Origin of the sequence: Actinoplanes palleronii (assembly GCF_016862315.1) — a bacterium.
Taxonomy (GTDB): domain Bacteria; phylum Actinomycetota; class Actinomycetes; order Mycobacteriales; family Micromonosporaceae; genus Actinoplanes; species Actinoplanes palleronii.
Window position 1 is genome coordinate 191,886 of record NZ_BOMS01000026.1, and the last position, 25,033, is coordinate 216,918.

At 72.6% G+C, this 25,033-nt stretch carries 21 protein-coding genes; 15 read left to right on the plus strand and 6 right to left on the minus strand.

All coding sequences use genetic code 11. From position 1 onward, the window contains the following. Positions 1 to 61: 61 nt before the first annotated feature. Positions 62 to 2,260 (minus strand): molybdopterin oxidoreductase family protein, encoded by a 2,199-nt coding sequence (locus Apa02nite_RS10655; RefSeq protein WP_203824897.1) that lies wholly within the window; start codon positions 2,258 to 2,260, stop codon positions 62 to 64. Positions 2,261 to 2,320: 60 nt separating this feature from the next. Beyond that, positions 2,321 to 3,352, minus strand: coding sequence for a LacI family DNA-binding transcriptional regulator (locus Apa02nite_RS10660; RefSeq protein ID WP_239164235.1), 1,032 nt, complete (start codon positions 3,350 to 3,352; stop codon positions 2,321 to 2,323). Between the two features lie 265 nt (positions 3,353 to 3,617). On the opposite strand from Apa02nite_RS10660, the gene Apa02nite_RS10665 reads away from it, so the two are divergent. The 5 genes from Apa02nite_RS10665 (at position 3,618) to Apa02nite_RS10685 (ending at position 9,277) form a co-directional block, all read left to right on the plus strand. Continuing rightward, positions 3,618 to 4,880, plus strand: coding sequence for an ABC transporter substrate-binding protein (locus tag Apa02nite_RS10665; RefSeq protein ID WP_239164236.1), 1,263 nt, complete (start codon positions 3,618 to 3,620; stop codon positions 4,878 to 4,880). 107 nt (positions 4,881 to 4,987) lie between these two features. Continuing rightward, entirely contained in the window at positions 4,988 to 5,887 is a 900-nt protein-coding gene (locus Apa02nite_RS10670; RefSeq protein ID WP_203824898.1) for a carbohydrate ABC transporter permease, read from the plus strand. A gap of 1 nt (position 5,888) precedes the next feature. After that, a complete protein-coding gene (locus Apa02nite_RS10675) occupies positions 5,889 to 6,704 on the plus strand; it encodes a carbohydrate ABC transporter permease (protein ID WP_203824899.1) in 816 nt (271 codons plus the stop codon). 4 nt (positions 6,705 to 6,708) lie between these two features. Next, on the plus strand, positions 6,709 to 8,628 hold the full coding sequence (locus Apa02nite_RS10680) for a glycoside hydrolase family 127 protein (RefSeq protein ID WP_239164237.1): 1,920 nt from the start codon (positions 6,709 to 6,711) through the stop codon (positions 8,626 to 8,628). Positions 8,629 to 8,854: 226 nt separating this feature from the next. Next, entirely contained in the window at positions 8,855 to 9,277 is a 423-nt protein-coding gene (locus Apa02nite_RS10685) for a hypothetical protein (protein WP_203824900.1), read from the plus strand. A gap of 73 nt (positions 9,278 to 9,350) precedes the next feature. Here the strand turns inward: Apa02nite_RS10685 and Apa02nite_RS10690 are convergent, their stop codons facing one another. Then, on the minus strand, positions 9,351 to 10,154 hold the full coding sequence (locus tag Apa02nite_RS10690) for an IclR family transcriptional regulator domain-containing protein (protein WP_203824901.1): 804 nt from the start codon (positions 10,152 to 10,154) through the stop codon (positions 9,351 to 9,353). Positions 10,155 to 10,158: 4 nt separating this feature from the next. Next, the gene (locus Apa02nite_RS10695) at positions 10,159 to 11,580 is read right to left on the minus strand and encodes an amidohydrolase family protein (RefSeq protein ID WP_203824902.1); all 1,422 of its coding nucleotides are present in this window, start codon (positions 11,578 to 11,580) and stop codon (positions 10,159 to 10,161) included. 167 nt (positions 11,581 to 11,747) lie between these two features. On the opposite strand from Apa02nite_RS10695, the gene Apa02nite_RS10700 reads away from it, so the two are divergent. The 8 genes from Apa02nite_RS10700 to Apa02nite_RS10735 are packed head-to-tail and all read left to right on the plus strand — an operon-like array spanning position 11,748 to position 20,321. Continuing rightward, positions 11,748 to 12,884: a CaiB/BaiF CoA transferase family protein gene (locus tag Apa02nite_RS10700; protein ID WP_203824903.1), complete on the plus strand. Its 1,137-nt coding sequence runs from the start codon at positions 11,748 to 11,750 to the stop codon at positions 12,882 to 12,884. Beyond that, positions 12,869 to 13,615: a citryl-CoA lyase gene (locus Apa02nite_RS10705; protein WP_203824904.1), complete on the plus strand. Its 747-nt coding sequence runs from the start codon at positions 12,869 to 12,871 to the stop codon at positions 13,613 to 13,615. The genes Apa02nite_RS10700 and Apa02nite_RS10705 overlap by 16 nt, the downstream gene beginning before the upstream one ends. 12 nt (positions 13,616 to 13,627) lie before the next feature. Continuing rightward, entirely contained in the window at positions 13,628 to 14,491 is an 864-nt protein-coding gene (locus Apa02nite_RS10710; protein ID WP_067699759.1) for a DODA-type extradiol aromatic ring-opening family dioxygenase, read from the plus strand. After that, positions 14,488 to 14,850 (plus strand): hypothetical protein, encoded by a 363-nt coding sequence (locus tag Apa02nite_RS10715; RefSeq protein ID WP_203824905.1) that lies wholly within the window; start codon positions 14,488 to 14,490, stop codon positions 14,848 to 14,850. The genes Apa02nite_RS10710 and Apa02nite_RS10715 overlap by 4 nt, the downstream gene beginning before the upstream one ends. Beyond that, positions 14,847 to 15,809, plus strand: coding sequence for a quinone oxidoreductase family protein (locus tag Apa02nite_RS10720; protein ID WP_203824906.1), 963 nt, complete (start codon positions 14,847 to 14,849; stop codon positions 15,807 to 15,809). The genes Apa02nite_RS10715 and Apa02nite_RS10720 overlap by 4 nt, the downstream gene beginning before the upstream one ends. A gap of 47 nt (positions 15,810 to 15,856) precedes the next feature. Then, positions 15,857 to 16,492, plus strand: a complete 636-nt coding sequence (locus Apa02nite_RS10725; RefSeq protein WP_203824907.1) for a D-alanyl-D-alanine carboxypeptidase family protein — start codon at positions 15,857 to 15,859, stop codon at positions 16,490 to 16,492. A 13-nt stretch (positions 16,493 to 16,505) separates the two neighbouring features. Beyond that, a complete protein-coding gene (locus tag Apa02nite_RS10730) occupies positions 16,506 to 18,494 on the plus strand; it encodes a sensor histidine kinase (RefSeq protein WP_203824908.1) in 1,989 nt (662 codons plus the stop codon). Positions 18,495 to 18,515: 21 nt separating this feature from the next. Beyond that, entirely contained in the window at positions 18,516 to 20,321 is a 1,806-nt protein-coding gene (locus Apa02nite_RS10735) for a hypothetical protein (protein WP_203824909.1), read from the plus strand. Here Apa02nite_RS10735 and Apa02nite_RS10740 read toward each other — a convergent pair. Continuing rightward, positions 20,318 to 20,929 carry a response regulator gene (locus Apa02nite_RS10740; RefSeq protein WP_198171138.1) on the minus strand — a complete coding sequence of 204 codons (612 nt, stop codon included), beginning with the start codon at positions 20,927 to 20,929 and terminating at the stop codon, positions 20,318 to 20,320. The two genes, Apa02nite_RS10735 and Apa02nite_RS10740, sit on opposite strands and share 4 nt — an antisense overlap. Positions 20,930 to 21,062: 133 nt before the next feature. On the opposite strand from Apa02nite_RS10740, the gene Apa02nite_RS10745 reads away from it, so the two are divergent. After that, entirely contained in the window at positions 21,063 to 21,812 is a 750-nt protein-coding gene (locus Apa02nite_RS10745; RefSeq protein ID WP_067699768.1) for a M23 family metallopeptidase, read from the plus strand. A gap of 9 nt (positions 21,813 to 21,821) precedes the next feature. Here the strand turns inward: Apa02nite_RS10745 and Apa02nite_RS10750 are convergent, their stop codons facing one another. Beyond that, positions 21,822 to 23,066 (minus strand): MFS transporter, encoded by a 1,245-nt coding sequence (locus Apa02nite_RS10750; protein WP_203824910.1) that lies wholly within the window; start codon positions 23,064 to 23,066, stop codon positions 21,822 to 21,824. 492 nt (positions 23,067 to 23,558) lie between these two features. On the opposite strand from Apa02nite_RS10750, the gene Apa02nite_RS10755 reads away from it, so the two are divergent. After that, positions 23,559 to 25,001, plus strand: a complete 1,443-nt coding sequence (locus Apa02nite_RS10755) for a GGDEF domain-containing protein (protein WP_203824911.1) — start codon at positions 23,559 to 23,561, stop codon at positions 24,999 to 25,001. Positions 25,002 to 25,033: the final 32 nt, after the last annotated feature.

The window sequence follows — 25,033 nt, forward strand, 5'->3', positions numbered from 1 at the left end:
AAGTCCCCACGCAACAACCAGGCGGCGCGCTCCGCACCGAAAGACCCCACACAAACGAACCTCAGGCGGGTTTGATCTCGACGGGGATGCCGTTGAGGACCGCGTTGCCGGAGAGCGGATCGATCACCAGCTCATCGGTGAGGACGTTCGAGTTCACCCCGGGATGCGCGGCCGCGACCGACAGCCGCACACCCGGCAGGTCGTGCCCCCACCCGTGCGGCAGGCTGACCACCCCGGGCATCACCCGGTCGGTCACCTCGACCGTCGCCGACAGCGACCCGGCCCGCGACGTCACCGCGGCCGGCGCGCCGTCGGTCAGGGCCAGCCCGGCCGCGTCCGCCGGGTGGATCTGCAGCGTGCAGCGGTCCCGGCCCTTCACCAGCGCCGGCACGTTGTGCATCCAGCTGTTGTTGGACCGCAGGTGCCGCCGGCCGATCAGCACCAGGCCGGGGCGCGGCCGGTCCAGCGCGTCGCGCAGCCGGGTCACCTCGGCGATCAGCGGTGGCGCGGCCAGCTCGACCAGACCGCTCGGGGTCCGCAGCACCTCCGGGATCCGGGACTGCAGCGGGCCGAGGTCGATCCCGTGCGGGGCGGCGAGCAGGCGGTCCAGCGAGAGGCCGTCCGGCACGGCGCCGAACCGGTCACCGTACGCACCGGTCCGCAGCGCCACGTCGAGAAGCCGCTCGGCCGGACCATCCCCGGACACTGTGTCGCGGAGTCCGGCGGCACCCGCACGGCTGAGCGCCTGCTCCAGCAGCCGCTCGTGCACCAGCGCGGGATCCGCCTCCGCACCCTGGCCGGAAATGATCAGGATGAGCCGGGCCAGGATGTCGCACTCGTCCATCCCGTCCGGGCCGGGCGGCAGCACCGGCGGCGAGTAGGCCGCGAAGTTGCGCACGGCCAGGGCCAGGAACGAGAAGTCGTAGTGGCCCTTCCGGAGCGCGTCCAGCGGCGGCAGGATCACGTCGGCGTGCCGGGTGGTCTCGTTCAGGTAGGGGTCGACGCTCACCATGAAGTCGAGCCCGTCCAGCGCGCGGGCCAGGCGGTCGCTGTTCGGGGTGGACAGCACCGGGTTGCCGGCCACCGTCAGGAACGCCCGGACCTGCCCCTCCCCCGGCGTCTCGATCTCGTCGGCGAGCGTGGCGACCGGCAGCTCGCCCTTCACCTCGGGCAGCCCGCGGACCCGGCTGTGCCAGCGCCCGGTGGTGAAGCCGCGGCCGCCCGGCTGCGCGTTCGGCCGCAGGTGCGCGGCGAGCGGGAACATCACGCCGCCGGGCCGGTCCAGGTTGCCGGTGAGCACGTTGACCACGTCGACGAGCCAGCTGGTCAGGGTGCCGAACTCGACGGTGCAGGTGCCGATCCGGCCGTACACCGCGGCGGTGGGCGCGGCGGCGAGTTCGCGGGCCAGACCGCGGATCCGGTCCGCGGGCACGTCACAGACCGCGGTGACCCGCTCCGGACCGAAGGCCGCGGCCAGACCGCGCAATTCTTCAACCCCATTGATGTACGGCGTGAGCCGTCCGAGATCGATCAGCTCTTCCGCGAACAGCGTGTGCACGATCCCGAAGAGCAGGTACGCGTCCGTGCCGGGCCGGATGAACAGGTGCTCGTCGGCGTGCTCGGCGGTCCGGGTGCGGCGCGGGTCCACCACGACGAACCGGCCGCCGCGCGCCTGGATCGCCCGGAGCCGCCCGGGGAAGTCGGCCGCGGTGGCCAGGCTCCCGTTCGACTCCCACGGGTTGGCGCCGAGCATCAGCAGGTAGTCGGTGCGGTCCAGGTCGGGCACCGGGATGGCCAGGGGGTTGCCGTAGAGGTAGCCGCAGGACACGTGCTTGGGCATCTGGTCGACGGTGCTCGCCGAGAAGATGTTGCGGGTGCCGAGCGCTTTGAGCAGCGGCGTGACGTAGAGGCCGCCGGCCATCGTGTGCACGTTCGGATTGCCCAGGTACGCCGCGACGGCCTGCTGTCCGTACCCCTCGATGATCGGCCGGAGGCCGGCCTCGACCGCCGCGAACGCCTCGGGCCAGGAGACCTCCTCGTGCCGGCCACCTCGGCGGATCATCGGACGGCGCAGCCGGTCCGGATCGTCGGAGAGCCGGCCGAACGTGGCGCCCTTCGGACACAGGAAACCGTGACTGAAGACGTGGTCACGATCGCCGCGGACGCCGGTCACGACGTCGTCGGCGACGGTCAGTTCCAGGCCGCAGGCGGCCTCGCAGAGCGGACAGGTGCGGTACGCGGTGCGGTTCACGCCGGCCATGACGTCTCACCAGCCTCCCGGTAGGTTACCGAGCAGTATCCGTCATGTTCCGCGTCGTGGTCAGCCCAGTGGCGCGGTGCTCTCCCGGGTGATCAGCCGGCCCGGCACGGTCTCGACGCCGGTGCCCAGCGTGCCGCCGATCGCGGCGAACAACCGTTGCGCGGCGATCCGGCCGAGCTCCTCGAGGTTCATGTCGACGGTGGTCAGCGGCGGGCGGGCGTTGGCGGCCAGGATCGTCCAGTTGTCGTAGCCGATCACCGCGACCTGCGACGGCACGTCCCGGCCCGCTTCGTGCAGCACGTCGAGGACACCGCGGGCGATCTCGTCGGAGCCCGCGAAGATCGCGTCGACGTCCGGGCAGCGGTCCAGCAGCAGCCGGGTGGCGCCGCGGCCCCACGCCTCGGACCACATGCCGAACCAGACCTCGCCGCCGGCCAGCTCCAGGCCGGCCTCGGCGAGCCGGGCCTGCGCGCCCCGGGCCCGGTCCTGGGCGGCGCTGTACCCCGGGTCGCCGGTGATGTGCGCGATCCGCCGGCGGCCGCAGCGGATCAGGTGGTCGACCGCCAGCCGGCCACCGTCCACGTTGTCGGTGACCAGCGAGAGGTCGGCCGGGTCGTCGGACGGCGAGTACGCGTAGACCACCGGCACCGGCAGGTCGCGCCCGAGCGACGGCCGGGTGTCCGGCCGGGCGCCGACCACGATCAGCCCGTCCACCCGGCGGGACAGCAGGGCCCGCAGGTGGTGGCGTTCGCGGATGGTGTCGCCGCGGGCGTCGCAGAGGAACACCGAGGTCTGGTCGGAGCCGAACGCGTCCTCGGCGCCCATCAGGATCGGGATCGAGAACCGGCCTTCGAGGTCCGAGGTGAGCAGGCCGACAGTGCCGCTGCGCTGCGTGATCAGGCCCTGGGCCAGGGTGTTCGGCGAGAAGGAGAGCTGCTCGGCGGCCTGGACCACCCGGGCCCGGGTCTCCGCGCGCACCTGCTGCTTGCCGTTGAGCGCCTTGGACGCGGTGGCCACCGAGACACCGGCGAGCCGGGCCACGTCGCGCAGGGTGACCGCGCGGCCGGTGGCCGTCCCGTTCGTCGACTCCACGCCGCGCCTCCGTTCCCGGCGATTCTCGGACGGCAGCGCGCCGCCTGTCGAATCCCTTGACAACAAAATCACCCCGGCATTACGTTTCTGAAAACCTTTTCGGTCGACCGAAAAGGTCCTCAGTGCACGCTTCCTGCTGCTCAGATCTTCATCGAGCCTAGTACACGCGATCGGCCACCCCGAAACACGCTCCGAAACGTCGGATTCGAGGAGGACCACTGTGAGGAAAAGGACATATCGCATTTACCGCAGAGCCGTCGCGACCGTGGCGGCCCTGGGACTGGTGGCCGGCCCGGCCGCCTGCAGCTCCGGCCCGGACGACACGGCCTCCGCGGGCCCGGCCACCGCCGAGGGCACCGACGACGGCGCCCAGCTGAGCCTGTGGACCCGCGCGCCGCTGGAACTGCAGGCCAAGGCGCTGGTCACCGCGTACAACGCGAGCCACAAGAACCAGGTCAGCCTGACCATCGTGCCGAACGACGACTACGTCGCGAAGGTCGGTGCGGCGGCCGGCAGCGGTGACCTGCCCGACCTGTTCGCCGCCGACATCGTCTACGTGCCGAACTGGACCAAGGCGGGGCTGTTCGCCGACCTGACCGACCGGATAAAGCTGCTGCCGTACGCCGACAAGATCAACCAGGGACACCTGGCGGCCGGCACCTACGAGAACAAGCAGTACGTGCTGCCGTTCGTCCTCGACCTCTCGGTGATCTTCTACAACAAGAAGCTCTACCAGGAGGCCGGCCTCGACCCGGAGAAGGGACCGGCCACCCTCGACGAGTTCAAGCAGCAGGCCCTGGCCGTGCAGAAGCTCGGCAAGCCGGGTGTGCACGGCACCTACTTCGGCGGCAACTGCGGCGGTTGCAACGTCTTCACCTGGTTCCCGATGGTGTGGGCGTCCGGCGCCGAGGTGATGAACGCCGAGGGCACCACGTCGCTGCTCGACGGCCCGGCCGCCCAGAAGGTCTACAGCACCTGGCGGGAGTTGCAGGACGGCGGGGCGATCGCGCCCGGTTCCAAGGACGAGACCGGCGCCACCTGGGTCGCGGCCTTCCAGGAGGGCAAGATCGGCGTGATGCCCTACCCGGCGACGCTGCTGAAGACCGCGTCCAAGACGGTCGACGTGGGCGTGGTGCCGATCCCGGGCGCGACCGGCGGCGCCTCCACCTTCGTCGGCGGCGACGGCATCGGCGTCTCCAAGGACTCCAAGAAGGCCGATCAGGCCTGGAACTTCCTGTCCTGGCTCACCTCGGAGGCGGCCCAGGTCGACGTGCTCGCCGCGAACGACAGCACGGTCGCCCGCACCGACCTGGCCGACAACAAGTACGCCGCGAAGGACCCGCGGGTCGCCACGATCAACAAGGTCGCCGCGTCCCCGCAGAGCAAGACGCCGTTCGCGGTCAACTTCCAGCAGGCCTTCAACGCACCGGGCAGTCCCTGGGTCACGCTGCTGCGCAACCAGGTCTACGGCGATGCCGGGGCGCTGGCGAAGGACAACGCGGCCGTCACCGACGTACTCGGGCAGTAGTGACCGCGCGGCGCCGGGACCACCCGGCGCCGCGCGAGAAGCCCGCGCGAGAAGAAAGCCGGACCACCGACCCGGCACCGCGCCCGGTCCGAAGGGAATCGACAACCATGACCACCATCCTGTCCGCGCCGCCGGCGCGGCCCGGCGCACCGCCGCACGCCAGGCGACGCCGGCGCCGGGAGATCCACGGCTGGGCGTACGCCACGCCGAGCGCCTTGCTGGTCGGCGTCTTCTTCGTCGTGCCGGTGCTGCTGGTCGTCCGGATGTCGCTCTCCGACTGGGGACTGTTCGCCGGTGACCGCGGCTGGAACGCCCCGGAGAACTTCACCGACGCCGTCGACGACCGGCTGTTCTGGCCAGCAGTCGGCTTCACCGTCAAGTACACGCTGGTCACCACGGTGATCCTGCTCGGCCTGGCACTCGGGCTGGCCCTGGTGGTGCAGGAGTCGAACCGGTGGACCGGTTTCCTGCGCACCTCGATCCTGGTGCCCAGCGCGCTCGGCCTGGCCTCCGCGTCGCTGCTGTTCTACGCGCTCTACTCGCCGCAGAGCGGCCTGTTCGGCGAGGTGTCGTTCCTCGGCACGCCGACCCGCGCGCTCTGGTCCACCGTCGCGCTGATCGTCTGGCGGTTCGCCGGTTTCTACATGGTGCTGCTGCTCGTCGGCCTGCAGGCGATCCCCGGCGAGGTGTACGAGGCGGCCCGCCTGGACGGCGCGAACCGGCTGCAGACGTTCCGCCACGTCACCCTGCCGCTGATCCGCCCGTCGCTGGCGCTCTGCACGATCCTCTGCGTCACCGGCTCGATGCTCGCGTTCGACCAGTTCTACATCCTGACCAAGGGCGGGCCGGACAACAGCACGATCACCGTCGTCCAGCTGATCTACAACGCGGCGTTCGCCGGTCGCAACAACCTGGGCCTGGCCGCCGCGCTGTCGATCATCCTGCTCGGCGCGCTGCTGGTGCTGAACCTCGCGCAGTTCCGCTGGCTGCGCTCGAAGGAGGACTGAGGTGGCGCTGTTCCGGCGTACCCCGTACTACGTGCTCACCGGCGGGCTCGCGGTGATCTTCCTGTTCCCGCTGGTCTGGGCGGCGACGGCGTCGGTGTCGCCGCACGCCGGCACCGCGCAGACGCACGGCTGGGGCCTGGCCAACTACGTCACGCTGGCCAACTACCAGGCCGGTGTCGGGCGGTACCTGCTGAACTCGGTGATCGTCTCCGGGCTGACCGTGCTGGTCACCCTGCTCGCCTCGGTGCTCGGCGGGTACGCGTTCGCGACGTACCGGTTCCCCGGCCGCAACGTGTTGTTCCTGCTCATCCTGGCGATCCTGATGGTCCCGTACGCGACCCTGCTGATCCCGCTCTACGTCCTGCTCAACCAGCTCGGCCTGCAGAACTCGCTGGCCGGCCTGGCCCTGGTGCTGAGCATGTTCCAGCTGCCGTTCGCCACGTTCCTGATGCGGATCTCGTTCGAGGCGGTGCCGGCCGAGCTGCGCGAGGCCGCCCTGATCGACGGCTGCGGCTCGGTCCGCGCGCTGTGGCACGTGCTGCTGCCCGCGGTGAAACCCGGCCTGATCACGGTGGGCCTGTTCGCGTTCCTGGCCGCCTGGAACGACTTCATCACCCCGCTCGTGCTGATCAGCGACTCCGGGAAGCTGCCGTTGCCGCTCGCCGTCGCGAACATGCGCCAGCAGGTGATGGGCATCGTCGACTACGGCGCGACCGAGGCAGGCGTGGTCGTCCTGGCGCTGCCCTGCGTGCTGCTCTTCCTCGCCCTCCAGCGGTACTACGTCCGCGGGTTCATGTCCGGCGCTCTCAAAGGTTGATCACGTGACGATCGATGAAACCCTGTCCATGACCGCCACCGGCACGCCCGCGGCACCCCGCAGCGGCCGGTTGCGCCCGCTGAGCCTGCGCGAGGTGACCCTGCGCGACGGGTTCTGGCAGCGCCGGCAGCAGGTCAACCGGAACACCTCGCTCGCGCACATCGAGCACTGGATCGAACGGACCGGGTGGCTGGCCAACTTCACCGTGGCGCCGGAGTCCCGCCGGGGCCGGGAGTTCTCGGACAGCGAGATCTACAAGCTGCTCGAGGCGATGGCCTGGGAGCTCGGCCGCGAACCCGACCCCGGCCTGCGGGCGCGCTACGACCGGATCGTGGCCGTGGTGGCCGCCGCCCAGCTGCCGGACGGATATCTCAACACCCGGTTCGGCCGGGCCGGGCAGCCGCCGCGCTGGTCCGATCTGGAGTGGGGTCACGAGCTGTACTGCCTCGGCCACCTGATCCAGGCCGCGGTGGCCCGGGCCCGCACCGGCCACCCGGACGACCTGCTGGTGCTCGTCGCGCGGCGGGCCGCCGACCTGGTCTGCGAGGTGTTCGCGGACGCCGGGGTGTGCGGGCACGCCGAGATCGAGCCGGCCCTGGTCGAGCTGTACCGGGTCACCGGCGAGCGGCGCTACCTGGAGCAGGCCCGGCTGTTCGTGGAGCGGCGCGGGAACCAGGTGCTCGACGACATCGAGTTCGGCCGGTCGTACTTCCAGGACGACGTGCCGGTCCGGGACGCCGAGGTGCTGCGCGGGCACGCGGTGCGGGCGGTCTATCTCGCGGCCGGCACCGTCGACGTGGCGGTGGAGACCGGCGACGACGAGCTGCTGGCCGCGGTGGTCCGGCAGTGGCGCGCCGCGGTGAGCCGGCGGACGTACCTCACCGGCGGGATCGGCTCGCGGCACCAGGACGAGGCGTTCGGCGACGACTTCGTGCTGCCGCCGGACCGGGCGTACTCGGAGACCTGCGCCGCTGTCGGCTCGGTGATGCTGGCCTGGCGGCTGCTGCTCGCCGAGGGCGACCCGCGGTACGCCGACCTGATCGAGCGGATCCTGTTCAACGTGATCGCGACGTCGCCGTCCGACGACGGCACCCGGTTCTTCTACACCAACACCCTGCACCAGCGGGTCCTCGGCACCGAGCCGGGCGCCGACACCCAGGTCCCGCGGGCCGCGTCGACGCTGCGGGCGCCCTGGTTCGAGGTGTCCTGCTGCCCGACGAACCTGGCCCGGACGTTCGCGGCGCTGACCGCGTACATCGCCACCACCGACGACGACGGGGTGCAGCTGCACCAGTACACCGCGGCCGACGTGGGCGTGACGCTGCCCGGCGACCGGCGCGTCGCGTTCCGCGTCGACACCGACTACCCGGCGACCGGGCGGATCACCGTCCGGATCACCGAGTCGCCCGGCACCCCGTGGACCCTGACCCTGCGCATCCCACCCTGGGCGACCGGCGCCACCCTGATGACCAGCGACGGCGGCGTGACCGAGGTCGCGCCCGGCTCGGCCCGCCTGCGCCGCGTCTTCACCCCCGGTGAGCTGGTGATCCTCGACCTGCCGCTGCACCCGCGCCTGACCGTCGCCGATCCGCGTGTCGACGCGGTCCGCGGGTGCGCCGCGGTGGAACGCGGGCCGATCGTCTACTGTGCCGAGTCGGTCGACCTGCCCGCCGGCGTCGCCCTGGACGCCCTGCGCCTGACCCCGTCGCTCACCGACACCCCCGGCGCGGTCCTCGCCACCTGCGAGGTCACCGCGCTCCCGGACGAGAACTGGCCGTATTCCGGCACACCGTCCCCGCTCCCGGCACGCCGTTCCCCGGCCACCGCGGTCATCCCGCTGCGCCCTTACCACTCGTGGGCCGGTCGCGGTCCGTCGACCATGCGGGTCTGGATCCCGATCAAAACCCTTTCCGGTACGACCTGAGCACACCGCCCGTGGCTACCCGTCACGCGACGCCCGCCGCACCCCGGACCGCGACGCGGCTCCCGACCCCGGCTGGTGCTGAGGGTCGTCTCCGAGGGCCGGAGACAACCCTCGGCACCAGCTGAGCCCCGCATTCGTGCCACGCTCGCCGGTTCGTCCCCCGGTGACCGTGCGGGCTGAGAAGACTTCCCCCCGTACCGCCGATCACTCACGGGGAGAACCGCACATGAAGCTGAACCGACTGACCGCCGTCGCTGCCGCCGCCGCCCTGGCCCTCACCGGGCTGGTCGCCACGACGGCGCCGGCCCAGGCCGCCGCGGCCAAGCCGGCGCTCGTCATCGACTACGGCCACCACAAGGTCAAGGTCAAGCCGAAGGCGATCTACCCCTACAAGGACCTCTACTTCACCGGCATCCACTGGACGTCGCTGACCTCGACCACCGGGTACGCCACCGCGACGCAGAACGTCAACACCTGCATCCCGTCCTGCGCCGACGCGAACTACAAGCGCACCAAGGTCAAGCTGAAGTTCACCAAGGTCAAGCTCTCCGACTGCCGCCGGGTCTTCAGCCGCGTCACGGTCACCCAGGTGAAGTCGAAGAAGGTCGCCACCCACACCCTCCCGGTCTTCGCCAAGAAGGGCTGCTGACCGGTACAGGGTTCCCGGCTGGTGCTCAGGGGTGTCTCGGAGGGCTCGAGGCACCCCTGAGCGCCGGCCGGGGTCAGACGGTGGTGGCCGGGATGCCGGCCGTGCGGGTCAGGTCGTGGCCGATGTCGGCGGCGGCGCGCAACAGTTTCGGCAGGTAGTCGTCGAGCAGGGTCTCGACCGAGGTCTCCGCGGCGTGCACCGTCACGTTCAGCGCGGCGACCACCCGGCCCTCGCCGTCGCGCACGCCGGTCGCGACCGAGCGGATGCCCGGCGCCAGGTCCTGGTCGGCCAGGGCCCAGCCCTTCGCGCGGACCTCGCGCAGCGCGGTCTCCAACTCGGCCGGCGACGGCTGCCGGCGCGGGGTGATCCCGGAGCGGGACGCCTCGGCCACCACGCCGGCCACGGTCGCCGGCGGCAGCGCCGCCAGCAGGACCTTGCCCATCGAGGTCGCGGCGGCCGGGAACCGGGTGCCGATGGTCACCGCGAGCGTGACGATCTTCGGTACGGCCACCCGCGCCACGTAGACGATGTCGCTGCCGTCCATCTGGGCCATCGACGTCGACTCGCCGGTCTGCGCGACGAGCTTCTCCATGTGCGGGCGGGCCACGTCCCACAGGCTCAGCGAGTGCACGTACGCCATGCCGAGGTCGAGCACCCGCGGGGTCAGCGCGTACCCGCGGCCGGCGCCGCGCACGTAGCCGAGCGTCTCCAGGGTGATCAGGATCCGCCGCACGGTCGGCCGGGCCAGCCCGGTCAGGCCGGCGATCTCACTCAGCGTCATCGACGGCGTGCCGGACCGGAAGGCGCGCAGGACGTCGAGGCCGCGCGCGAGCGCCTCGATGAAGTCGGGACCCGCGCCCCTTCCGGTGTCAGTCATCGGCTCAATGCTTCCACTGCGCCGATCCCGCGTCGTAGTCGGTGTACTGGTACGGGTTGTCGAACAGCTCGGCCGGCGGGACATCGGGGTTCATCCCCCGCTTCCACGCCTCCTCACCGAGCGTCTCGCGCAGGTGATCGACGGTCGCCGCCACCTTGGCGCGGGCCGTGGCGAGATCGGTATCGACGAGCTTGCCGTCCCGTTTGACCACCCGGCCGCCGACCAGCACGGTGTGCACGTCGCCGCGCTGCGCCTGGAACGCCACGTGCCCGTACGCGTTGAGGATCGGGAACATCACCGGCGAGTCGTCGTTGCGCAGCAGCACCACGTCGGCCAGCCGGCCCGGGGTCAGCGCGCCGACCTCCGAGTCCATCCCGAGCGCCTTGGCGCCGCCGCGGGTGGCCCAGTCGACGACGTGCTCGGCCCGCAGGTGGTGGTTCGTGACCGTCTCCTGCTTCCCGTGCGCCTCCAGGTGCTCACGGGACCGGTCGGCGCTGAGCGTGGTGCGCATCGCCGAGAACAGGTCGCCGCTCCACCACACGCTGGTGTCCATCGAGAGCGACACCGGAATGCCGTGCTTGCGCAGCTGCCAGGTGGGCGGGTACCCCTGCCCGGCGCTCTGCTCGCTCTCGGTGGAGACCGAGACCGAGCCGCCGGTGGCCGCGATCCGATGGTACGAGTCGCTGCTCAGGGTGGCCGCGTGCACGTAGACGGTGCCCGGGGTCATGAAGCCGTTCTCGTACATCAGCCGGATGCCGTCGTCGTTGGTGGCGCCCCACACCCCGGCGTGCGTGGTGACCGGGACGCCCAGCTCACGGGCCACCTCGAAGGCCGCCTTCTCCGGGAACGCCGGGTCGCCGGTGACGTCGAAGGCGAGCTGGAACCCGGCCAGCTTGCCGTTCGCGATCCGGCGCCGGTAGAAGTCGCGGAACCCGTCGGAGGTGGTCCACTCCCACGGGCCCTGCTGGATGTTGCCGTAGGCGAGCACGAACCGGCCGGGCACCGCCTCGAGCGCGTCCACCGCGGCGTCCGCGTGCTGCGGGGTCTGCAGGCCGTGCGACCAGTCGACGGTGGTGGTCACCCCGGCGTCGATCGCCTCGATCGCCGAGAGCAGGTTGCCGGCGTAGACGTCCTCCGGGCGGAACAGTTTGCCGGACTCCAGGTAGTACCAGACGAAATACTGGCTCAGGGTCCAGTCGGCGCCGTAACCGCGCATCGCCGTCTGCCACATGTGCCGGTGGGTGTCGATCATGCCGGGCATCAGGATGCCGCCGGTGGCGTCGACCTCCTCGGCGTCGTCGGGGGCGGTCAGGCCGACACCGACCTCGGCGATCCGGTCGCCGACCACGAGCACGTCGGCGCCGGAAAGCACCGTGTGCGCGTCGTCCATGGTGAGTACCAGTCCGTTGCGGAAGATAACGCTCATGGTCACCTCAAATTCGGACGCCTGTCCGCTGTACGGGCAGCTTCGTTTCGAACAGCGTGTTCCGGGCCACATCTGATGTCAAGAGTGTGTTTCCGGAGTGTTGACAGCGCAGCCCGGACGGGCGACGCTATTTCAGCGGACAGACGTCCGCAGAACGGGCGGTTGTGATGGCGGAACAACGCAGCGGACCCCTGGCCGGCCTGCTCGTGGCGGACTTCTCCCGGATTCTGGCCGGGCCGTACGCGACGATGCTGCTGGCCGACCTGGGCGCCGAGGTGATCAAGGTGGAGAGCCCGGCCGGCGACGACACCCGCACCTGGATGCCGCCGGTACGCGACGGCGTCTCCACGTATTATCTCGGGATCAACCGCAACAAAAAGTCGATTGCGCTGGATCTCAAGGATCCGGACGACCTGACCGCGGCCCGCGAGCTGGCCCGCCGCGCGGACGTCATGATCGAAAACTTCCGGCCCGGCGGCCTGGCCCGGTTCGGCCTGGACCACGCCACCGTCGCGGCCGGCAACGAGAAGATCGTGTACGCCAGCATCAGCGGTTTCGGCTCCGGCGCCGGTGCCGGCATGCCCGGGTACGACCTGATGGTCCAGGCCATCTCCGGCCTGATGAGCCTCACCGGCGACCCGGACGGCTCACCGTTCCGGGCCGGCATCTCGGTCTTCGACGTGATGGCCGGCATGCACGCCAGCATCGGCATCCTGGCCGCGCTGAACCGGCGCGCGGTCACCGGCCGCGGCCAGCACATCGAGGTCAATCTGCTCAGCTCGGCGCTCTCCGGCCTGGTCAACCACTCCAGCGGGTACGTCGCCGGCGGCACCGTGCCGTTCCGGATGGGCAACGCGCACCCGAGCCTGTTCCCGTACGAGCCGCTGCCCACCAAGGACGGCGAGCTGATCGTGATCGCCGGCAACGACGGCCAGTTCCGCAAGCTGTGCCAGGTGCTCGACCTGCCCGGGCTGCCCGAGGACCCGCGCTTCGGCCGCAACCAGGACCGCACCGCACACCGCGAGGAGCTGCGCCCGATCCTGGTCGAACGGCTCGCCACCCGCACCCGCGACGAGTGGTTCCGCGCGCTGCTGGACGCCGGGGTGCCGTGCGCGCCGATCAACACGATCGACGAGGGCGTGGCGTTCGCCGAGGAGCTGGGCCTGAACCCGGTGATCGACTCCGGCGGCATCCCGTCGGTCCGCAACCCGATCACGTTCTCCGAGACCCCGCCGCGGTACGAGCTGCCGCCGCCCGGGCTGGACGAGCACGGCGAGGAGATCCGCGCATGGCTGAAGAACTAAGGTTTCCCACCGGCCTCGGCACGTCCGACGCCGACTCGATCTCGCTGCTCGGGCAGGATCTCGCGGCCGACCTGATGGGCAGGGTCGGGTTCGGGGAGCTGGCGTTCTGGCTGGTCGCCCGGCGCCGGCCGAGCTCCGGCGAGGTGCGGGTCTTCGAGGCGGTGCTCGTCGCGCTCGCCGATCACGGGTTCACCCCGACCGCGATCGCCGCCCGGCTCACCTACCTCTCCGCGCCGGACTCGCTGCAGGGCGCCCTCGCGGCCGGGCTGCTCGGCGGCGGCTCCCGGTTCCTGGGCGTGACCGAGGACTGCGGACGGTTCCTGGCCGACGCCCTGGCCGGTGGCGCGCCGGACGACTATCCGGCGTTCGCCACCGAGCTGATCGCGGCGAGCACCGGGCGGATCCCCGGGCTCGGCCACCCGGTGCACAAGGTCCAGGACCCGCGCACCCCGGTGCTGATCCGGATCGCCCAGGAGGAGGGGCTCTACGGCCCACACCTGCGGCTGCTCGAGGCGATCGCCGCCGTACACCCGAAGAAGCTGCCGTTGAACGGCGCCGGAGTCTGCGGCGCTGCCCTGGCCGACCTCGGTCTCCCGATCGAGATGTTGCGCGGTTTCGCGCTGCTGGCCCGCGCCGCGGGCCTGCTCGGCCAGCTCGCCGAGGAGCACCGCCGCCCGGTCGCCAACCAGATCTACCTGACCGTCGACCGCAACGCGGTGTACGAGCCCTAGGAAGGAATCACCATGGCCAGCATCGTCGCGGTCATCGCCTCGACACACCACCCCTTCTACTACCGGGCCAGCACCGCGACCGGCGACGACCGGCCGCCGTTCGCCGACGAGTGGACCCGCAAGATCCTGGCGTTCCGGGAGACGCTGACCCGGGCGAAGCCGGACGTACTGGTGATGGTCGGCTCGGACCACTTCCACCAGCTGTGGCTGGACAACATGCCGCAGTTCCTGGTCGGCAAGGCGCCGATGTACGACGCGAACTGGTACAACGAGGAACGCGAGTTCGGCCTGCCCCGGATGCGCCTGAACGGCCACGAGGACCTGTCCGCGCACATCCTGCGGGCCGGCCTGGACGAGGGCTTCGACCTGGCGTTCAGCAACGAGCTGCGGATCGACCACAGCATCACCTGCCCGATCATCACGCTGCGGCCCGAGGCCGACCTGCCGATCGTGCCGATCTACACGAACATCTTCGCGCCGCCGCTGCCCCAGCCGTCCCGGTTCGTGAAGCTCGGTGAGGCGATCCGGCGGATCATCGAGCAGTGGCCGTCGCACCTGCGGGTCGCGGTGATCGGCACCGGTCACCTGTCGCTGGAGCTGGGCGGGCCACGGCAGTTCGGCCCGCACGGTCCGGACCCGGAGTTCGACAGGCGCGCCGTCGAGTGGATCGCCACCGGCGACCTGGACGGCTGCCTGCGCGCGGTCAGCCTGGACAGCCTGCACGCGCCCGGCAACGCGACACACGGCTTCATGGACTTCATGCTGATGATGGGCGTGGCCGGGGCCGGCGCGAAGGCCGACTACGTGGACACGCTCGACCTGTTCCACACCATGGAGGCGTACTTCACCTGGTACCCGAACGGAGCGCCGGCATGAGCAGATACCTGCTGAACAAGTTCCTGTTCACCGTGGACCGGGACCCCGCGCTCGTCGAGCGGTACCGGTCAGAACCGATCGAGCTGCTGGCGTGGTGGGAGGGCACGGTGGCCAACTCGCTGCTGAACTCGCACACCGGCGAGGCCAGCACCTGGCTGGCCTTCACCGCGGAGGAACGCGCGGCCCTGGCGGCCCACGACCACGTGAAGCTGTTCGAGCTGGGCGCGCACCCGTTCCTGACCCTGACGCTGTTCATCGCGCTGTTCGAGCGGGACAACACCGAGCCGCTCGAGTACCAGAAGGCCTACGGGGCGAAGCTGGCGCACCTGAGCCTGCCGTACCCGGACATCGCGACATGATCAGCGCGGCGGTGCTGCGGACCTGCGGGTCGCCGCCGGTGATCGAGCGCCGCCCGGACCCGCAGGCCCGCGACGGCGAACTGACGGTCACCGTCGCGGCCGCGCCGATCACGCCGCTCGACCTGCTCTGCGCCTCCGGCGAGAGCTATTTCGGTACGCCGGCGACCCCGTACGTGCCGGGAGTCCAGGGCACCGGGCAGCTGAGCGACGGTACGCCGGTGTGGTTCGCCACCGCGGCCGGGATGCGCCCCGGCGACGGCAGCATGGCCTCGGTGGTGACGGTGCCCGAGGCGGACGTGGTCCGGTTGCCGCCCGGCGCGCCGTCGCACCTGGTCGCCGCGCTCGGCCTGTCCGCGGTCGCGGCGCTCGCCGCGCTCCGGCACGCCGGCGGGCTGACCGCCGGGCAGCAGGTGATCGTGCTCGGCGCCGGTGGCGTGGTCGGGCAGGCCGCGATCCAGCTGGCCCGGCTGGCCGGCGCCCGGCGGGTGATCGCGGTGACCCGGTCGGCGCCGGCCCGGGAACGGGCCGCCGAGCTGGGTGCGCACGCGACCGTCGCGCTGCTGCCCGGCGACGACGTCACCGCGCTGGCCGCACGGCTGCGCGCGGCCGCCGACGGGCCGGCCGACCTGGTGCTCGATCCGGTGTTCGGGACACCGGCCGCAGCCGCGCTGCGGGTGCTGCGACCCGGCGGCCGGCTGGTGAACCTGGGTTCGGCGGCCGGGCCGACCGCGCCGATCGACTCGGCGACCCTGCGCGGTGGCTCCCTGCACGTCGTGGGCTACACCAACAACGCGCTGTCCACCGTGGAGCGCGCCGCGCTGGTGGCCGAGGTCGCCGGGCACGCGGCGGCGGGCCGGCTGACCGCCGGGCACGAGGTGGTGCCGTTCGGCACGGTCGGCGCCGCCTGGCAGCGGCAGGCGTCCGGGACCGCCGGCGGCCGGATCGTGCTCGGCTTCTGAGTACCCGTACTCATGACCCGGCGGCGCCGGGACGGGATCTTGGGTACATGCCTCAGCACGACACCGACCGGGGTGCGATCGGCCCGGTCCGCCGGCGCGACCCGGTCTACCGCACCGTCACCCGGATGCTGGCCTTCGCGCTGTCGCCGGTCGCCGCCGTGGTCGCCCCCGGCCGCGCCCGGCACACCGCGTGCCGGTGGGCGCTCGCCGCGCGCTTCCCGGCGGAGAGCCTGCACGGCCTGGACCCGGCGGCCCGGGCAGCCTTCGAGGCGGCCCGCACCCGTGCCCTGTGGACGTACGGCGAACTGCTCGGCCTGACCTCCGGTCACCGCGACCGGCAGGTCCAGGCCGAGCTTTTCCACGCCGAGGTGCGACGGTGCGGGTCGGTCACCGAGGCCCGGCGGTGGGCACTGCCGCCGGACGAGTCGCGGCACGTCGCGGGTACGGCCATGGACGTCCGGCCCACCGAGGGCGCGCGCTGGCTGGAGCGGCACGGGGCGCTGCACAGCCTGTACCGCGTCTACGACAACGAGTGGTGGCACTTCGAGTACCACCCGGACGGGCCGCCGCCGCGGCTGCCGCACCCGGGTGCCGCACCGCGCGGCACCCTCTACCGGTCGGTCCGGGCGATGCCCCGCCCGGACCGGTCCCGGTGGGCGGAACGAGCGGCCTCGGTGATCTGAGATGCTCAGCGCCATGAATACGTGGTCGACCGGTCGATGGCCGGTGACGCTGGCCGGCCTCAGCGGCGTCCTGCTGCTCGCCACCCTGCCGACCTCGGCGAGCGGCGGCCTCCCGCTGTTCGCCACCAACATCGGGCGGGGTCAGGTCTACCAGGGCACCGAGTGGTCGCTGGCCGTGGCGCCGATCGCGGTGATCGCGCTGTCGCTGGTGCTGGTGCGCTGGTGGCCGTACCTGATCGTGGCCGGCGGGCTGGCGGCCGGCTGGGTGCTGGTGGCGCCGGACGTCACCGGGTACCTCGTCCGGCTCTGCCTGACCACCGTCCCGCAAGCGACGATCCTGGTCGGCGTGCTCGGCTGCGCGCAGAGCCTGCTGCGCCGCGGCGCGCCCGGACTCGGCGCGGCGACCGCCGGGCTGGCCCTCGGCGCGCGCCTGTTCGGCTCGACGATCGGCGGGCTCCTCGCGGTGTACTACCAGCCCGGCTCGGGCTACCTGGCCGCGATGCACGCCATGGTCGTCGTGGGCCTGGCCGGCGCCGGCGCGGCACTGTGGACGCTGCGGCGCGGCGACCCGGCCGCGGACGGGCCGGCGGATCGGGAACCCGCGCCGGCCGCCCGGTGGCAGCGATGGCGGCTGCCGCTGGCCGGCACGCTCGCCGTGGCGCTCGCCGTCCCGCTCTCGCAGCTCGACACGTCGGACGTCGCGGCGCTGATGGGTGTCGACGCGTTCACCCTGCAGCGGCACCCGTACGCCCAGGTCGCGATGATCGGCGCGGTCACCCTGGTGGTGGCGACCGGGCTCGCCGCGCTGGGCGGGCTGTGGTCGCTGGGCGGCGCGCTGACCGCCGCCGTGGCGCAGGTCGCGGTCGCCGTACCGCTGTCGCTGGCGACCGGGGCGCTCGCCTTCGCCGGGCCGGCGCGCTGGCTGGGCGCGCTCGCCGGGCTGGTGCTCGGCGTCCTCGCGGTGCTCAGCCGGTGGCGGGTGGCGATGGCCGGATCGCTCGCCGTGGCGGCGGCCACCTCGGTGTTCATCGCGTACGCCGCCACCACCGGCAGCCCGGAACGCATCGCCGAGCAGCACCGGGTGGTGCCGGGGCTGCTGATGATGGTCCTGGTCGTCGCGGCCGGCACCGCGGTGGCCGGTGCGGCCGCGCCGCCGCTGAACCGCACCGGCGCGATCCCGGCGGCGCTCGGCCCGCTGGCCGCGGTGATCGCGACCGGCGGCACGCAGACCCTGCAGGCCACGTACCTGGAGACCGACGGCGGGACGTCGTCGAACTCGCATCTCACCACGTCCGGCCTGCTGCTGCTGGTGGCCGGGGCCGCGGTCGCCGGGCTGGGCGTCGCGCACTACCTGACCGAGCGCTGGGCGCAACGCCAGCGGGCCGAGCAGATCCGGCAGGAGGCGGCCACCGCCGAACGCGACCGGCTGGCCCGCCCGATCCACGACGGGGTGCTCCAGGTGCTGGCCATGGTCCAGCGGCAGGGCGCGGAGGCCGGCGCGTCCGGCACGCAGCTGGCCGCGCTCGCCGGGCTGGCCGGTGAGCAGGAGGCCGCGCTGCGCAAACTCCTGGCCGGCGGAGGCACGCTGGTCCCGCCCGCCCGGGGCAGCGGCGGGACCGACCTGCGGGCCGCGCTGACCGGGCTGGCCGCGCCGGGGATCGAAGTCGCCGCGCCGGCGCAGGAGGTGCCACTCGCCGAGGTCAAGGCCCGCGAGCTGGTCGCGGCGGTGCGGGCGGCGCTGGACAACGTACGCCGGCACGCCGGTGACGGCGCCCGGGTCTGGATCCTGCTGGAGGACGAGGGCGACGGGGTACGGGTGACCGTCCGCGACGACGGCACCGGGTTCGCGCCCGGCCGGCTGGACGAGGCGCAGCGGCACGGACGGCTCGGCGTCGCCCAGTCGATGCGCGGCCGGATCACCGATCTGAAAGGCACCATGAGCATCGAGAGCAGCCCCGGCCAGGGCACCGAAGTGGAGTTCTGGGTACCCCGGGGTATTTGACATCATCTCTAGGCTGACCAGGTGCTTTCCTCTTCCTACCGGGTGGCCTGGGCGGCCCGGCGGCCACTGACCGGCGTGCTGCTGCTGGTCGTGGCCGGACACCTGCTCGTCTCGACGTTGCTCGATCTCTTCGCGGACGGCGACGTGCTGGTGATCCTGGACGGGAACCCGCAGGTGAGCGGCGCCGGCGCGGCCTCCTGGGCGCGTCCCGCGGTGACCGTGGTGTTCTGGCTGATCGGGCTGGTCGCGGCGGCCTGGGTGGTGGCCCGGGACGGCTCGGCCAGCCCGGCCGAGGCGATCTGGCACGGGATGCGGCGGCTGCCGGTCTTCGCGCTCGGCGCGGTGGCGACCGCCGGCGCCGCCGGGCTGGCACTGTGGACGGTCGCCGAGGTCAGCACCGGCCCGGTGTTCGTGCTGGTGGCCCTCGCGGTGCTGGTGGCGGCGGCCTTCCTGACGGCGCGGGTGCTGCTGATCGGGATCGGCTGGGCGGTCGGCGAGCCGCGGCGGGTGCCGGGCCGCGCCGAGACCGGCACGTTCCTGCTGGCCGCGGTGCTGCTGCCGATGCTGCTCGGCTGGCTCCGGGGCCAGGCCGGCCCGGTGCCGTACGCCGACCGGCCGCTGGACGCGCTGCTGCTGGCCGCGGTGATCGCCGTGCAGGCCGGTGCGGCCACCCGGCGGCACGTGGAGCCGGCCGCGCCGGAACGACCGGCCCGGGTGTGGCCGTTCGCCACCGCGGCCGTGCTGACCGCCGCGCTGACCGTCGGCGCGGTGACCCAGAACCCGTACCAGGCGCCGGTGATCCGGACCGGTCCGGGGACCGACAGCACGGTCGCGGCGGTGGGCTGGCCGGCCGGGCAGCACCCGGTGATCGTCACCCTGGCCGGGGTGCGGTACTGCGACGACGACCGGTGCACCAAGTACCACGGGGTGACCGGCGGGCCGGCCGCGGTGGACAGCTGGACCACGACCACGATCGGCGCGGACGGAACGGTGGTCAAGACGTCGACGAGCGGGGGCGAGGGCGCCGGCGGGCCGTTCCTCGACTACGCGCGGTGCGGGCCGGACGGGTGTCGTACCGCGTACCTTCCGGTGCGGACCTCGGCCACCGACAAGCTGGACATGAGCCTCAACCTGGAGGTGGCCGGGGCATCGGCGCCGGACGGCGCCCTCTGGTTCTTCGTCGCCGCGCCGGTCAGCGGCGGCGCCTACGGCCGCTACCGGCTCACCCTGATCCGCTGCGCCGAGGTCGCCTGCGCCTCGCCGGAACGCCACGAGCTCGGCGTCACCGACCGCACCCCGTCGGACGACTACCCGGACGGCCGGCGCGCCCGGCTGACGATCGGCGCGGAGGGCCGGCCGGCCGCCGCGTTCTGGCTCGGCCACAGCATCCTGCGCTACACCTGCGACCGGTCCCGGTGCGGCCAGGACTTCCAGCCGGCCGGCGAGGCCGTGACCACCTGGACGTCGTCCGGCGACCGCGCCGCCGCCCTCTCCGGCGACCTGGTCTTCGACGGCGACCGGACCTGGCAGCTGGGCGACTTCGGCACCGGCGAGTCGGGCGCGGTGGTGCTCGCCCGGCGGGCCACCTACGTGGCGGCGGCCGTGGCGGCCACACCCGCCGCCGGTTTCCGGATCACCGTCGGCAGCGCCGAACCGCAGCGGTACCGCCGGGAGACGGTGTGGCGCTGCGCCGGCTCGGCGTGCACGAGCGTGCCGCTGGACACGTACGCCGGCGAGGGCCGCAAGGAGATGCTGGCGGTCAGCGAGGACGGCCGGGTGCTGGTGGTCCGCGACGACCGGGTGCTGCTGCTCGAGACGCCGCTCTAGGCGGAGCCGTCCAGGCCCTGCTCGATGGCGTAGCGGACCAGCTCGGCCCGGTTGTGCATCTGCAGCTTGCCGAGCGTGTTCTGCACGTGGTTCTGCACGGTCCGGTGCGACAGCACCAGCCGCTCGGCGATCTGCTTGTACGACAGCCCCTTCGCCACCAGCCGCAGCACCTCGGTCTCCCGCTCGGTGAGCCGGGGACCGCCGGGGCGCCGGTACTCGCCGAGCACCAGGCCGGCCAGCCCCGCGGTGAAGACCGGGTCGCCGTCGGCCGTGCTGCGCACCGCGTCCAGGAACTCCTGCCGCCCGGCGGACTTCAGCAGGTACCCGGTGGCGCCGGCCTTGACCGCGTCCAGCACGTCGCGGTGCTCGCCGCTGGCCGACAGCATCAGGATCCGGACGTCCGGCTGGGTGGCGCGCAGCCCGCGGACCACCTCGACCCCGGACAGGTCGGGCAGCTGCAGGTCGAGCACGACCACCTCGGGGCGGGCCGCGGCGGCCACCCGCAACGCCTGCCGGCCCTCGCCGACCGCCGCGGTGACCAGATAACCGGCCTCGGTGAGGTCCCGCGCCACCCCGTCCCGCCACATCGGGTGGTCATCGACGACCATCACGCGCACGTTCACGCCCGTCACGATAGCCGCGTCTCCGCCGGGCGCCGGCTCGCCGTCCGGGGCCGGGTTCCCTAGAGTGGGCGTTCGGCGCCGCAGCCGCGGAGCCGATCGGCGAGGAGGGGACCGCACGATGCGCAAGTTCGTGGTCGGGATCGTGACCATGACATCCGCGCTGGCGTTGGCCGCCTGCGGTGGCACGAGCGACGAGCCGTACTTCGTCGGTGAGGGCTCTGCCGCGTCGTCGGCCGCGTCGGTCCCGGTCGCCCCGCCGGCCGAGGTCACCGCCGCTCCGAGCGCGACCGCCGCGAGCCCCAGCGCTCCGGCCGCGACCTCGGCGACCCCGATCCCGGCGAAGACCGCTTTCGAGTACGTGTTCCCGGTCGTCGGCACCAACTCGTACGCGCGGACGCACCACGACTACGCGGCCAGCGACATCATCACGGACTGTGGCAACAAGGTCCGCGCCGTCACCGACGGCACCATCCTGGTGGTCAACCGGAAGGACACCTGGAAGGCGTCGGTCAACGCCGGTGAGACCCGGGGTGGCCTGTCCGTCTCGATGCTCGGTGACGACGGGGTGCGCTACTACGGCTCGCACCTGTCGAAGATCGCCGCGGGCGTGCAGGTCGGCGCCCGGGTCACCGTCGGTCAGAAGATCGGCGAGATCGGTGACACCGGTGACGCGAGCGCCTGCCACCTGCACTTCGGCATCTCCCCGCCGTGCGCGAAGGTCGGCGACTGGTGGAACCAGCGCGGCACCGTCTTCCCGTGGCCGTACCTGGACGCCTGGAAGGCCGGCAAGGACAAGTCGCCGGTCGCCGCGGTGAGGAAGTGGAAGGACGAGAACGGCTGCCCGAAGAAGGCCACCACCTTCGGCTGACGCCGTCCGTCAGACCCCGACGGGTTCGCGGACCGGTTCGCTGACCGGCGCGCGATCCGGGGACGGCCAGGTGGCCACGACCGTGAGGACGGCGAGCGTCGCCAGCAGGGCGACGCCGCCGACCACCAGCGTCGGGCGGACCGCCTCGGCGGCCGCTCCCGCGCCGAGCATCGCCAGGCCCTGCACCGCGCACAGGCCGGACATCGCCACACCGAACGCGCGCGCCCGGTACGCCGCCGGGACCGCGCGGCCGAAGACAGCGTTCAGCGGAATGCTGAACGCGCCGGCCAGCCCGCTGACGAACAGCAGGGCCAGCACCACCGGCAACGGCGGGTGCCCGGCGACCGGCAGCAGCACCGCGCAGGACAGCACGGCGAGCGGCAGCATCGACCGGCGCCGCAGCTCCGGCGAGCAGAACCGGGTGAGCAGCACCCCGCCGACCGCGACACCGGCCGGCATCATCGCCAGCAGCAGGCCGACGGTGCGTGCGCCGCCGCCGTACTCGCCGGCCAGCGGGGCCACCACTCCCTCGGTCGCGTAGACCAGGCAGGACAGCCAGAAGAGCAGCAGGTACGAACGCAGGGTGCGGTTCGTGAAGACCACCCGTACGCCGGCGGTCGTCTCGGACCACCAGGAACCGGACGGTTCCGCGGCGGCCTGGGTCGCGGCCGCGCAGCGCCGCAGACCGGTGGCGATCAGCACGGCCGAGAGCAGAAAGGTGGTGGCGTCCACGACCAGCACGGTCTGCGCCGACCCGGCGGTGATCAGCAGCCCGCCCAGCGCGAACCCGGCCACCTGGGTGACCTCGGCGACGATGTTGTCCAGCCCGTTCGCGACCGGGTAGCGGTCGCCGTCGAGCACGTCCGGCAGCAGCGAGGCGCGCGCGGACTGGAACGGCGGCCGGCACAGGTTCGCCACGAACGCGAGCGCGACCAGCAGCGGCACCGGCGTCCCGGGGATCAGCATGACCAGGACCAGCCCGGCCCGGATCAGGTCGCACGTGAGCAGCACCCGGCGGCGCGGCAGCCGGTCGGCGAGCACCGAGAGCAGCGGGCCGCCGACCACCCAGGTCAGGTACGAGCCGGCGAACGTCAGCGCGGCCAGCAGCGACGAGCCGGACCGCTGGTAGACCAGGAAGGACAGAGCGACCGCGGTGAGCTGGTCGCCGATCAGCGACAGCAGGTTGGCGGCGAAGAGGTGGCGGTACTCGCGGACCGCGAAGATCTCGCGATAGCCGGCCTGCTGTTCGGGCACGAATCGTCCTTGTACATGAGTCGACGGCGGTCGTCCCAGGTCCAGATGGGACGACCGCCGTCGCCGACGGTCAACTCAGTTCCGCGGCCTTGTCAGCCCCAGCTACGTCCACGCATGTGGGCACCGCCTTTCCCCAGCCGCATCACTGTTCACTTTCACGACTGTTCAGCCCCAGCTACGACCACGCATCAGAAGCACCTCCTTCACCGGGGGGTCGGCTTACCAGAACTAAGTTACGTATACGGAGAAGTCGGGCATATCATCTTTTCGTCCGGCGGCGGACCGGCCGACGGTCGTGATCCGGACGCCTGGCCACGTCCGGCTCCATCCGGCTCCATCCGGCTCATCCGATGAAGAACGACATCCCCGGCGGCCCACGGAACGACGGACCGACCGGCATGATCAGAACCGGGCGGCCGCCGGAGCACCGCTTCCTCAGGTCGGCTCCGGCACGGCCGATGGGTGCGAGCCGAGCCGACAGAGGGAGAACAGATGCGCTGGCCCCGAGCCACCGCGCCGGCGTGGATCGTGCACGCCGGCCTCCTGGTCTGCGCCCTCGGCGCCGTCGTCGCGTACCTGCCGGCCGGCTCGGGCGGCCGCGCGACGATCTACACGGTCGTCGTGATCGCCTCGATCCTGCTGTTCGTCCAGGCGCTGCTCGCCGGGCACCTGAAGCACCGGCTGCCCTGGCTGGTCGCGATCGCCGGGCTGGTGCTGCTGCTCGCCGACCACCTGATCTGGCCGTACTGGATCATCGACGGCCACCTCGGCCGGGCCGAGGGCCGGCCCGCCGACCTGTTGCTCGCCGCCGCGCACGGGTTGTTCATGGTCGGCGCGGGGATGGCGGTCCGGGCCCGGATGAGCGCGGACGCCAGCGGGATCGTCGACGGCGCGATGTTCGGGGTGTGTGCCGGCGGGGTGCTCTGGGCCGGGGTGTTCCAGCCGCACATGGCGGCCGACGCCACCCCGCTGGGCATGACCCAGGTGCTGATCGACGTGCTGGCGCTCTGCGCGGTGACCGGCTGCCTGCTCCGGATGGCCGCCGCGGCCACCGGACCGGCCCGCGGCACCATCCACTATCTTCTGGTCACGGTGCTGCTGACCGCGGGCGCCCCGGCCGCCGGCGCGCTCGGCGTGCCGCACCGCGGCACCTGGTCCGGGCTGCTGATGATGCTCGCCTTCATGACCATGGCGGCCGGCGCGGTACACCCGGGTGCGCCCAAGGTGGTCGAGCCGCAGGCGGTCGTCGAGCGCCGGGCGAGCCGGTTCCGGCTGGGCTGGCTCGGGCTGGCGCTGAGCGTGAACCCGGCGATCGCGGCAGTGCAGGCGCTGCGCGGCATCGGCGCCGCCGACCCGCTGCTGCCGATCAGCATGCTGCTGGTGATCCCGTTGGTGCTGGTGCGGTTCAAGCAGCTCTCCGGGCAGCGCGACAAGGCCGAGCAGGTGCTGGCGTTCCAGGCCTCGCACGACGAGCTGACCGGCCTGGTCAACCGGCGGCAGATCATGGCCGACATCGATCGCGCGCTGGACCGGCGGCAGGCGGTCACCCTGCTGCTCTGCGACCTGGACGGCTTCAAACCGATCAACGACCGGCACGGGCACGCCGCCGGTGACGAGGTGCTGCGGACCGTCGCGGCCCGGCTGACCGCGCTGGTCGGCCCGGACGGCGAGGTCGGCCGGCTGGGCGGCGACGAGTTCCTGGTGCTGTGCCGGTCGGGCACCGAGAGCGACATCGCCGGCCTGCAGGACCTGATCCGGAGCTCGGTGCTCGCCCCGATCACGCTGCCCGGCGGTGTCCCGGTCACGGTGGGCGTCACGATCGGTGCGGCCCAGGCCGCCGCCGGCAGCGGTCTGGACCGGGCCGGCCTGATCGCCCAGGCCGACACCGCGATGTACGCCGGCAAGCCCGGCCACCGCCAGCACACCGCGGCCTGAATCGGGTTGCCTCCGGCCGGGGCGGCGGGCAG